The organism is Mesorhizobium sp. M1027, from assembly GCF_040318745.1.
GTDB lineage: Bacteria > Pseudomonadota > Alphaproteobacteria > Rhizobiales > Rhizobiaceae > Mesorhizobium.
Window position 1 is genome coordinate 295,620 of record NZ_JAMYMW010000009.1, and the last position, 11,407, is coordinate 307,026.

7 protein-coding genes are annotated in these 11,407 nt (G+C 64.3%); all 7 read left to right on the forward strand.

What is annotated here, in order from left to right; all coding sequences use genetic code 11:
* The first annotated feature begins 25 nt into the window (after positions 1-25).
* The 7 genes from glnT (at position 26) to NKH50_RS19585 (ending at position 11,196) form a co-directional block, all read left to right on the forward strand.
* Positions 26-1,333, forward strand: a complete 1,308-nt coding sequence (gene glnT, locus NKH50_RS19555) for a type III glutamate--ammonia ligase (RefSeq protein ID WP_352880514.1) — start codon at positions 26-28, stop codon at positions 1,331-1,333.
* Between the two features lie 35 nt (positions 1,334-1,368).
* Positions 1,369-2,622, forward strand: a complete 1,254-nt coding sequence (locus NKH50_RS19560; protein WP_352880516.1) for a sarcosine oxidase subunit beta family protein — start codon at positions 1,369-1,371, stop codon at positions 2,620-2,622.
* 17 nt (positions 2,623-2,639) lie between these two features.
* Positions 2,640-2,915, forward strand: coding sequence for a sarcosine oxidase subunit delta (locus NKH50_RS19565; protein WP_352880518.1), 276 nt, complete (start codon positions 2,640-2,642; stop codon positions 2,913-2,915).
* A 52-nt stretch (positions 2,916-2,967) separates the two neighbouring features.
* The gene (locus tag NKH50_RS19570) at positions 2,968-5,949 is read left to right on the forward strand and encodes a sarcosine oxidase subunit alpha (RefSeq protein ID WP_352880520.1); all 2,982 of its coding nucleotides are present in this window, start codon (positions 2,968-2,970) and stop codon (positions 5,947-5,949) included.
* Positions 5,942-6,571 (forward strand): sarcosine oxidase subunit gamma, encoded by a 630-nt coding sequence (locus NKH50_RS19575; RefSeq protein WP_352880522.1) that lies wholly within the window; start codon positions 5,942-5,944, stop codon positions 6,569-6,571. The genes NKH50_RS19570 and NKH50_RS19575 overlap by 8 nt, the downstream gene beginning before the upstream one ends.
* A gap of 267 nt (positions 6,572-6,838) precedes the next feature.
* Positions 6,839-9,208, forward strand: a complete 2,370-nt coding sequence (locus NKH50_RS19580; RefSeq protein ID WP_352880524.1) for a trimethylamine N-oxide demethylase — start codon at positions 6,839-6,841, stop codon at positions 9,206-9,208.
* Between the two features lie 278 nt (positions 9,209-9,486).
* A complete protein-coding gene (locus NKH50_RS19585) occupies positions 9,487-11,196 on the forward strand; it encodes a trimethylamine N-oxide permease (RefSeq protein ID WP_352880526.1) in 1,710 nt (569 codons plus the stop codon).
* The last annotated feature ends 211 nt before the right edge of the window (positions 11,197-11,407 follow it).

Sequence of the window (11,407 nt, forward strand, 5' to 3'; positions counted from 1 at the left end):
AAATGCCAGTAAGCGAGGAACTATAATGGGGAACGATCTCGCCGCCTTCGCCAAGGAGAAGGGCGTCAAATATTTCATGATATCCTACACCGACCTGTTCGGTGGGCAACGCGCCAAGCTGGTGCCGGCGCAGGCGGTCGCCGACATGCAGCGGGACGGTGCCGGCTTTGCCGGCTTTGCCACCTGGCTCGACCTGACGCCGGCGCATCCCGACATGCTGGCGGTGCCAGATCCGGCTTCGGTGATCCAGTTGCCTTGGAAGCCGGAGGTCGCCTGGGTCGCCGCCAACTGCATCATGGACGACAAATCGGTCGAGCAGGCGCCGCGTAACACGCTGAAGCGTTTGATCGCTGAGGCCGCTGGCGACGGCATGCACATCAAGACCGGCGTCGAGGCCGAATTCTTCCTGATCTCGCCGGATGGCAAGACGATTTCCGACGAATATGACACGGCGTCGAAGCCCTGCTACGACCAGCAGGCGGTGATGCGCCGCTACGACGTGATCGCCGAGATTTGCGACCACATGCTGGCGCTCGGCTGGGGCGCCTACCAGAACGACCACGAGGACGCCAACGGCCAGTTCGAGATGAACTGGGCCTTCGACGATGCGCTGGCGACCGCCGACAAGCATTCCTTCTTCAAATTCATGGTGAAATCGGTCGCCGAAAAGCACGGCCTGCGCGCAACCTTCATGCCTAAACCCTTCCAGGGCCTGACCGGCAATGGCTGCCATGCGCATATCTCGGTGTGGGACAAAGATGGCAAGACCAATGTCTTTGCCGATAATGCGATGGAGCTCGGCCTGTCGGCAAAGGGCCGGAATTTCCTCGGCGGCATCATGAAACATGCTTCCGCCCTTGCCGCGATCACCAACCCGACGGTCAATTCCTACAAGCGCATCAACGCACCGCGCACCATCTCCGGCGCTACCTGGGCGCCGAACACGGTGACCTGGACCGGCAACAACCGCACCCACATGGTGCGCGTGCCTGGGCCAGGCCGGTTCGAGCTGCGCCTGCCCGACGGCGCGGCAAACCCCTATCTGCTGCAGGCCGTCATCATCGCCGCCGGCCTTGACGGTGTCCGCTCGAAGGCCGATCCCGGCCGGCGCTACGATATCGACATGTACCAGTTCGGCCATACGGTGGAGGGCGCGCCGAAGCTGCCGCTCAACCTGCTCGACGCGTTGCGCGAGTTCGACAACGACAAATCGCTCAAGGCGGCGCTGGGTGAGGAATTCTCGTCGGCCTATCTAAAGCTCAAGCAGCAGGAATGGAATTCCTATGCTTCCCACTTCACCCAGTGGGAGCGCGACCACACGCTCGACATCTGATCCGGATTGTTGCACGCCCGGCGCGAAACAGGTTCATGAAATACTCGATCTTCTCCCTCGCCCGGGCGGCATTTTCCGGCCATAAGACCTGGCAGCGCACCTGGCGCGACGCCACCCCGAAGAGCCACTACGACGTGGTGATCATCGGCGGCGGCGGCCATGGCCTGGCGACGGCATGGTTCCTCGCCAGCGAATACGGCATCAGAAATGTCGCCGTGCTGGAAAAAGGCTGGATCGGCTCCGGCAATGCCGGCCGCAACACCACCATCATCCGCTCCAACTACGGGCTGCCCGGCAATACAGGCTTCTACGAGCTTTCGATGAAGCTCTGGGAGCGCATGGAGCAGGACCTCAATTACAACACCATGGTCAGCCAGCGCGGCGTCATCAACCTCTACCACTCCGACGCGCAGCGCGACGCCTATGCGCGGCGCGGCAACACCATGCGCATCAACGGCATCGATGCCGAACTGCTCGACCTCGCCGCGGTCAGGAAGATGATGCCGTTCCTGAACTTCGACAATGCGCGCTTTCCGGTGCAGGGCGGGCTTTTGCAGCGACGCGGCGGCACGGCACGGCACGACGCCGTGGTCTGGGGCTATGCGCATGCGGCGAGCGCGCTCGGCGTCGACATCATCCAGAATTGCGAGGTGACCGGCTTTGTTCGCGACGGCAGCGGCAAGGTGACCGGCGTCGAGACATCGCGCGGCAGGATCGGTGCCGCCAAGGTCGGCATGGCGGTCGCCGGCTCCTCGTCGCGCGTCGCGGCGATGGCCGGTATGCGGCTGCCGATCGAAAGCCATGTGCTGCAGGCCTTCGTCTCCGAGGCGATCAAGCCGCTGATCCCCAATGTCATGACCTTCGGCGCCGGCCATTTCTACGTCAGCCAATCCGACAAGGGCGGGCTGGTCTTCGGCGGCGATATAGACGGCTACAATTCCTACGCCCAGCGCGGCAATCTGCCTGTCATGGAAGATGTCTGCGAAGGCGGCATGGCGCTGATGCCGATGATCGGCCGGATACGGCTTCTGCGTCAGTGGGGCGGCATCATGGACATGTCGATGGATGGCTCGCCGATCATCGACAAGACACCGGTCGACGGGCTCTATCTCAACGCCGGCTGGTGCTATGGCGGATTCAAGGCGACGCCCGGCTCCGGCCTGGTTTTTGCCCATCTGCTGGCGCGCGACGAGCCGCACAAGGAGGCTGCCCGCTTCCGCCTCGACCGCTTTCGGCGAGGTGCCATGATCGACGAAAAGGGCCAGGGCGCCCAACCGAACCTGCATTGAAGGCTGGCTGAAGAAGCATGCGCATTGTCTGTCCCTTCTGCGGCGAACGCGAACTCGGCGAGTTCACCTATCTCGGCGACGCCAAGTCGGCGCGCCCGGCAGCCGGCGCCTCCGAAGACGAGGTGTTCGACTACGTCTATCTGCGCGACAACATCGCCGGGCCGATGAGCGAATACTGGTACCATGGCGGCGGCTGCCGGGCCTGGCTCAAGGTCGCCCGCAACACGCTTACGCATGAGATTTCGTCGGTCGAGCCGGCGGCAGGCGTTGGTGCGAAGCAGGCTGCAAGATGAATTCTGTCCAGGTCAGCGCTTATCAGGCCACAGCGACGGAAGGCGGGCGATCGTGACCTCCAGCCAGCCCTATCGTCTCGTATCAGGCGGTCTCATCGATCGCGCCGCGCCACTGGGCTTCCGCTTCGACGGCAAGAGCTTTGCCGGCTTCCAAGGCGACACGCTGGCCTCGGCGCTGATCGCCAATGGCGTCAAGCTGGTCGGCCGCTCGTTCAAATACCATCGGCCGCGCGGCATCCTGACCGCTGGTTCGGAGGAGCCCAACGCGCTGGTCGAACTGCGCAGCGGAGCGCGACGCGAGCCCAACACTAGGGCGACCACGGCCGAGCTTTATGACGGTCTGGAAGCGGCCAGCCAGAACCGCTGGCCGTCGCTGCGCCATGATCTGATGGCGGTCAACCAGCTGTTTGCGCCGATCTTCGTCGCCGGCTTTTACTACAAGACCTTCATGTGGCCGGCGAAATTCTGGGAAGCGGTCTACGAGCCGGCGATCCGCCGCGCCGCCGGCCTCGGTCGCGCTGCAGGCGTCGCCGATCCCGACCATTACGACAAGGCGTGGGCGCATTGCGACGTGCTGATTGCCGGGTCCGGCCCGGCCGGGCTGGCTGCGGCACTGGCGGCCGGGCGCGGCGGCGCCCGCGTCATCCTGTGCGAGGAAGATTTCGCGCTTGGCGGCCGCCTGCTTGCCGACGCCGGCACGATCGACGGCACGCCGGCGGCCGAATGGATTACGCGCACGCTGGCCGAACTCGCCGCACTGCCCGATGTCCGCATCATGACCCGCACGACATTGTTCGGCGTCTATGATGGCGGCACATATGGCGCCATCGAGCGGGTCAACGACCACCTGCCCTCGCCGCCCGAGCACCAGGTGCGCCAGCGGCTGTGGCGGATCGTGGCCAAGCGCTGCGTCGTTGCCGCCGGCGCCATCGAGCGGCCGATCGTCTTTGCCGGCAACGACACGCCCGGCGTGATGATGGCTTCGGCGATGCGGACCTATGTCGAACGCTATGCGGCAACCCCTGCCACGAGGATCGCGTTGTTCACCAACAATGAGGATGGCTGGCGCACCGTCGAGACCGCGCTTGGCGCCGGATTGCAGATCGCAGCGGTGGTCGATGCACGCCCGGACGTATCCGCCGAACGTCACGCGCTTGCCGCCAAAGGCGGCTTTGCCGTGCTCAACGGCTCGGTCAGCGGGGTCGAAGGCGGCAAGGACGGTGTCCGGACGATCGCGGTGGCACTCACCGGCGGCGCGCGCGCCGAAGTCGAAGCCGACGGGCTAGCCGTGTCCGGCGGCTGGAATCCGGCGGTCGGGCTGACTTCCTATCATCGCGGCCGGCCGAAATGGCAGGACGATATCGCAGCCTTCGTGCCGGATGGTGCGCCGCCCGGCATGGTGGCCGTCGGCGCCGCCAACGGCGCCTTCGGCCTAGGCGACTGCCTGCGCCAGGGATTTGCCGCGGGTGCTGCGGCAGCGCAGAGCGCCGGACGCGGCGGCAATGCCGGCACGCCGCCGGTCGCCGACGAAGAAGCCTTTTCGCTGACCCCGCTCTGGCACGTCGCCGGCAAGGGCAAGGCCTTTGTCGACTACCAGCACGATGTCACCGCATCCGACATCGAACTGGCCCAGCGCGAAGGTTTTGAATCGGTCGAGCATCTCAAGCGCTATACGACGCTCGGCATGGCCACCGACCAGGGCAAGACCTCGAATGTCGCCGGCCTCGCCATCATGGCTGCGTTGTCAGGCAAGTCCATTCCCGAAACCGGCACGACGATCTACCGCCCGCCCTATGTACCGGTCGCCATCGGCGCCTTCGCCGGCCATCATCGCGACGAAAACTTCCACGCGACACGACTGACGCCGTCGCATCACTGGGCAGCCGAACAGGGCGCGGTGTTCGTCGACACCGGCCTGTGGAAGCGGGCGCAATGGTATCCGCGCGCCGGCGAAAAGGACTGGCTGGAATCGGTGACGCGCGAGGTCAAGGCAGTGCGCTCCGGCGTCGGCTTCTGCGACGTCTCGACGCTCGGCAAGATCGAAGTGCACGGCCCGGATGCCGGCGCTTTCCTCGACCGCGTCTACATCAACACCTTCTCCAGCCTCGCCGTCGGAAAAGCCCGCTACGGGCTGATGCTGCGCGAGGACGGCATCGTCTATGACGACGGCACGACGTCGCGGCTCGCCGAGGACCATTATTTCCTGACCACCACCACCGCCAAGGCCGGGCTGGTGATGCAGCATCTCGAATTCTGCCGGCAGGTGCTGTTCCCGGAATTCGACGTGCAGTTGACCTCGGTTTCCGACCAGTGGGCGCAATTCTCGATCGCCGGGCCGAGCGCGCGGGAGTTGCTGAAACAGGTCGTTGATGAATCCGAGGATTTGTCGAACGAAGGTTTTCCGTTCATGGGGGCGCGGGAAGTCGCGCTGCACGGTGGCATCAGAGCGCGGCTGTTCCGCATCTCCTTCTCCGGCGAAATGGCGTTCGAGATTTCTGTTCCCGCGCGCTATGGCGACGCGCTGGTGCGCAATTTGATGCTGGCCGGCAAGCCATTCGGGGTTACGCCCTACGGCACCGAGGCGCTCGGCGTCATGCGCATCGAAAAGGGCCATGTCGCCGGACCGGAGCTGAACGGCACGACGACCGCCGCCGACCTCGGCCTCGGCAAGATGATGTCGACCAAGAAAGACTTCATCGGCCGCGTCATGGCCGGGCGCGAGGCGCTGGTCGCGCCGGACCGCCAGGTCGTCGTCGGCATCAAGCCGGTCGACAAGACGCGCCGCCTGCGTTCCGGCGCGCATATCATCCCGAAGGGCGAGACGCCCGGTCCCGACAATGACCAGGGCTATGTCACCTCGGTCTGCTTTTCGCCGATGCTCGACCAGTGGATCGGGCTTGGGCTGGTCGAGCGCGGCCGCGAGCGCATCGGCGAGATCGTCCATGCGCACGATCCGCTGCGCGGGGAAGATTACGATGTCGAGCTCTGCAGTCCTGTCTTTTACGATCCGGATGGAGGGCGCCAGCGTGGCTGAGTTTTCCTGGATTGCCCGCAGTCCGCTGGAGAAAGCGCTTGTTGTCGGCGGCTACGGCGCGCGCGGCACGGCGGCCGGCGTATCGCTCACCGAGATCCGCAATTTCGACCTGATCCAGGTGATGGCGCGGCGCGGCAAGGCGGCAGAACTGGCGAAGGCTGCCGAAACCCGCTTCGGCGTTGCCGCCCCGAATGCGCCCGACGCGGTCCGAGTTCCCGACGCCACGCTGATCTGGTCGGGACCGGATCAGTTCCTCGTCTTGTCGAAGGGCGGCATTCACGCGATGGAGAAGCTGAGCCAGGCGTTCTCGCAGTCCGCCTCGCTTTCCGATCAGTCGCATGCGCGCGCCCTGATCAGCGTCTCGGGAGGCAAGGCGCGCTCGATGTTGGCGAAATTGTCGTCGCTAGACCTGCACCCGGCGGCGTTCCCGGCCGGCACCGCGGCGGCGACCGCGGTCGATCACACCAGCATCAATCTCTGGCGTGGCAATGACCGGCCGGATGGGCAGGGGGTGTTCAATCTTCTGGTATTTGCGACGTTTGCCGAAAGCCTGTGGCATACGATGCTCGATGCGGCCGCGGAGTATGGCGTCGATATCGGGCATTCCGAGGAATTGGGGTAGCCTTGGCGCGTCTTCCCTTCTCCCCTTGTTGTGGGAGAAGGTGGATCGGCGCGCAGCGCCGAGACGGATGAGGGGTGTTCCAGCAGAGTGAGATGCTGGCGTTCCCTGGAACACCCCTCATCCGTCGCCTTCGGCGACACCTTCTCCACAAGGGGAGAAGGGGGAGCTTGTGCCACCTTCACCTTGCCAAACCCGATCCCCCTGCTATTCTTCCCGCTAAAATAATTTCACACACAGGCAAACTTGTTTCTCGAAACCAGGGTTGAGATGAGCCAGTCGCCCTACCCCGCCGTCGTCGCCGGACCGCCGCGGCCGAGCCTGATCCTGCGGCCAGGCCAGATCGCGCTGCCGGCCGGGATGGAGCGCTACACCGTCCAGGGCAACGGCGCGGTGCTGATCGAGGTCGAGGCCGGCGATACGATCAGCGTGCGCAATGTCGAGGGCGGGCAGGCTTGCGAGCTCCTGGCATGGGACAGCAGCGGCGCGACCGATCCCGGCATTCTCGGAGAGAGATCGAACAGCAATGCCGCCGGCATCAAGGCGATGCTGGCCGAGGGCGACGATAGCCTCGCTTCCTTGCGCCGAGGCCTCGAGCGGCGCGAGGTGCAGCTCGATCAGGCAAAGGCGGTTCGCGTTTTCGGCGGCGCCACCCCTGCCGGGACCGAACAGGCTTTTACCGTCGCCCGCGACGGTTCAATGCTGATTGCCGCGCCCGGCGGGCCGATGCTGGTCGACGGCCACGATACCGCGACGCCGCTTAGCGTCGTCGTCCGGCGCGCCACCATCCGCCCGGCGGCGAAATCCAGGCTTGCCGACCCGCTGGCCGATCCCGTGCTCGACCTGCGCGTCCATTCGGCGACGGCGGAGGCCTATTTCGTTAGGGCGGGCGATTATCTGCAGATCATTGATGTCGACGGGCGCCAATGCACGGATTTCCAGTGCTTTTCGGCGCGCAAGCTGGACAAGGGCCGCGATCATCCGCTCGACGTGACGACGACGCGCACGCTGATGGGCTCGAGCTATCCGATGCCCGGCCTGCATTCGAAATACTACGACCAGGACATGGAGCCGCTGGTCGAGGTGGTGCAGGACACTTGCGGCCGGCACGATGCGTTCGCGCTCGCCTGCGCCGCCAAATATTACGACGACATCGGCTATCCCGGCCATCCCAACTGCTCGGAGAATTTCAACCGCGCGCTGGCCGACAAGGGCGTCACGCCCCGCGCCGGCTGGATGGCGATCAACTTCTTCTTCAACACGGCGATCGACGCGCATGGCGTCGTGGTTTCGGACGAGCCGTGGTCGCGGCCGGGCGACTATGTGCTACTCAGGGCGCTCACGGACATCGTCTGCGTCTCGTCGGCCTGCCCCGACGACACCACGCCGGCCAATGGCTGGAACCTGACCGACATCCATGTGCGAACCTATTCCGGCCAGCACAAATTCTCGCGAGCGATCGCCAGACGCATGACGCCCGATTCGGAACCGAAAATGACCCGCGAGACCGCCTTTCATTCGAGCTTTGCCAAGCACACCCGCAACTTCGTCGAGTACAAGGGTTATTGGCTGGCCAATTCCTTCGCCAGGCAAGGCCCGATCGACGAATACTGGGCCTGCCGGCAGGACGCCGTGATCATGGACCTGTCGCCGCTGCGCAAGTTCGAGGTCACCGGGCCGGATTCCGAAGCGCTGCTGCAATATACCCTGACCCGCGACATCAAGAAGCTCGGCGTCGGTCAGGTGGTCTACTCCGCCATGTGCTACGAGCACGGCGGCATGATCGACGACGGCACGCTGCTTCGGCTTGGCAAGGATAATTTCCGCTGGGTTGGCGGCGACGATCTATCCGGCGAATGGCTGCGGGAAACAGCGCAAAAACTCGGCCTCACCGTGCTGGTGCGCTCGTCGACCGACCAGATGCACAATGTCGCCGTGCAGGGACCGAAAAGCCGCGACATTCTGCGGCAGATCGTCTGGACCTCGCCGCTGCAGCCGTCGATCGACGAGCTTGAATGGTTCCGTTTCGCGGTCGCCCGCATCGGCGGCGGCAATGGCATTCCCGTCATTGTCTCGCGCACCGGCTACACCGGCGAGCTCGGCTACGAGATCTGGTGCCACCCGCGCGACGCCGACAAGGTCTTCGACGCGATCTGGCAGGCCGGCCAGCCGCACGGCCTGAAGCCGATGGGGCTGCAGGCGCTCGATATGGTGCGCATCGAGGCCGGGCTGATCTTTGCCGGTTACGAATTTTCCGACCAGACAGATCCGTTCGAGGCCGGCATCGGCTTCACCGTACCGCTGAAGACCAAGAGCGACGATTTCATCGGCCGCGAGGCGCTGATCCGGCGCAAGGAAAATCCGCAGAGGAAGCTGGTCGGCCTCGACATCGACGCCAATGTCGCCGTCGGCCACGGCGATTGCGTGCATGTCGGCCGCGCCCAGATCGGCGTGGTCACCTCCGGCATGCGCTCGCCGCTGCTAAGCAAGACCATCGCGCTGGCCAGGCTCGACGTCGCGCATTCGGCGGTCGGCACCGAGGTCGAGATCGGCAAGCTCGACGGCCACAGCAAGCGGCTGCCGGCGCGCGTCGTCGCCTTTGCCCATTATGACCCGCAAAAGACCAGGCCGCGCTCCTGATCGATGCTGTCTGGTTCTTCCCTTCTCCCGTTGCTGTCGTGGGAGAAGGAAGACCGCACCCGTTGGCAGCGCCAACGAAGCTCGACTGTTCCACAAACGCAATGTGCACAGCGTCACAAAGCGCTTGACGTGAAAGCGCGTTGGGTCAATCTTCACTGCTAAGAAAAAAATACTACTGAGCGGAAAACGCCTGGGGCCGTTCAACGTGAGCGTCGATGACGCCTCGCGAGACTGTGGCTGTTGCCGATGGGAACATCAAAAATGGGGAATCCACGTAAATGAGCACGATAGTCACCACCTTGGTGCCGCCTGCCGAAGGGCAGCTGCACCGGAACATCGATTGGCGCGGCGCCTTCTGGGTCGCGAGCGGCGTTCCGGCCCTTGTCCTGTTTTCGATCGGCGGCATCGCCGGCACTACCGGAACGCTGGCCTTCCTGATCTGGACCGTATCCATGGTCATGGGCTTCCTGCAGTCCTTCACCTATGCGGAAATCGCCGGGCTGTTCCCGAATAAATCCGGCGGCGCCTCGATCTATGGCGCCACCGCATGGCTGCGCTATTCGAAATTCATCGCGCCGCTTTCGGTGTGGTGCAACTGGTTCGCCTGGTCGCCGGTGCTGTCGCTCGGCTGCTCGATCGCCGCAGCCTACATCCTCAACGCACTGGCGCCGGTGCCGCTGTTCACCGACACTTCGCCGGAAGTCGCCGCCTATATTGCGGCCCATGCCGGAACCAGCGCCGCTGACGCCATCACCGCGGTCACCGCGGCGGCGACGCCGGCGATCCGCAGCTGGACGCTCTACGGTCACACGCTTGGTCCGGTTTCCTTTACTTTCAACGCCACCTTTTTCATCGGCGCGGTACTGATGCTGATCATCTTCTCGATCCAGCACCGCGGCATCCTGGGCACGGCCAACGTGCAGAAATATATCGGCCTGCTGGTCATCATCCCGATGCTGATCGTCGGCGTGGTGCCGATCGTCACCGGCCAGATCGATTGGGCAAATTTCTCGCCGCTGGTGCCGCTCGCGGCAGCCTATGCGCCGGAGCCCGGCGCATGGAACATCGCCGGCTGGACGCTGGTGCTCGGCGGCATGTTCATCGCGGCATGGTCGACCTACGGTTTCGAGACCGCGGTCTGCTACACCTCCGAATTCAAGAACCCCGGCACCGATACCTTCAAGGCGATCTTCTACTCCGGCCTGTTGTGCATGCTGCTGTTCATCCTGGTGCCATTCACCTTTCAGGGCGTGCTCGGCTTGAACGGCATGCTGGCGACGCCGATCGTCGACGGCTCCGGCGTTGCCGATGCGCTGGCCGGCATGGTCGGCGGCGGACAGCTGATCCACAGCCTGCTGGTCATGCTGATGATCCTGGCGCTGGTGCTCTGCATCATGACGGCGATGGCCGGCTCTTCGCGCACGCTCTACCAAGGTTCGGTCGACGGCTGGCTGCCGCGCTACCTCAGCCATGTCAACGAGCATGGCGCACCGACGCGGGCGATGTGGACCGACCTGGTCTTCAACCTGATCGTGCTGGCCATCGCCTCGGCCGACGCGACAAGCTTCTTCTTCATCCTCGCGGTGTCGAATTGCGGCTATATCATCTTCAACTTCCTCAATCTCAATGCCGGCTGGATCCACCGCATCGACAATGGCCACATCGCGCGGCCCTGGAAGGCGCCGAGCTGGCTGCTCGGCCTCGGCGCGATCTTTGCCTACGTCAACGCTGTTTTCATGGGCGCCGGAGCCAAGGTCTGGAACCCGATGGCATTGTGGGCAGGGCTGATCACGGCAGCCTTGATCATCCCGGTGTTCTGCTTCCGGCATTACATCCAGGACAAGGGCAAGTTCCCCGACCACATGCTGGCCGATCTCGGCATGAGCTCGTCCGACCTTACAGTGCGAAAGGCGGGGTTGCTGCCCTATCTGACGCTGGTCGCCGGCGTCGCGGTGATGCTGCTCGCCAACTGGCTGTTCGTCATCTGAGGCTTGCCTTGAGGGATCGGGTGCGCGATGCGCCCGATCCCCTGCCGGAACATCGAGACGCCCGGCACGTCGATTATTTGAGGCATAGCCCTATTTTGTTCTTGCTTTGTGCCCGCAGCTATGCTACTAGAGTCTTTCACGTTTTGACGGAAGCGTAGCCGGCGTTTGCGAAGTAGTTGTTGCATTCGGTTGCCTCGATCGTTTCAACAAG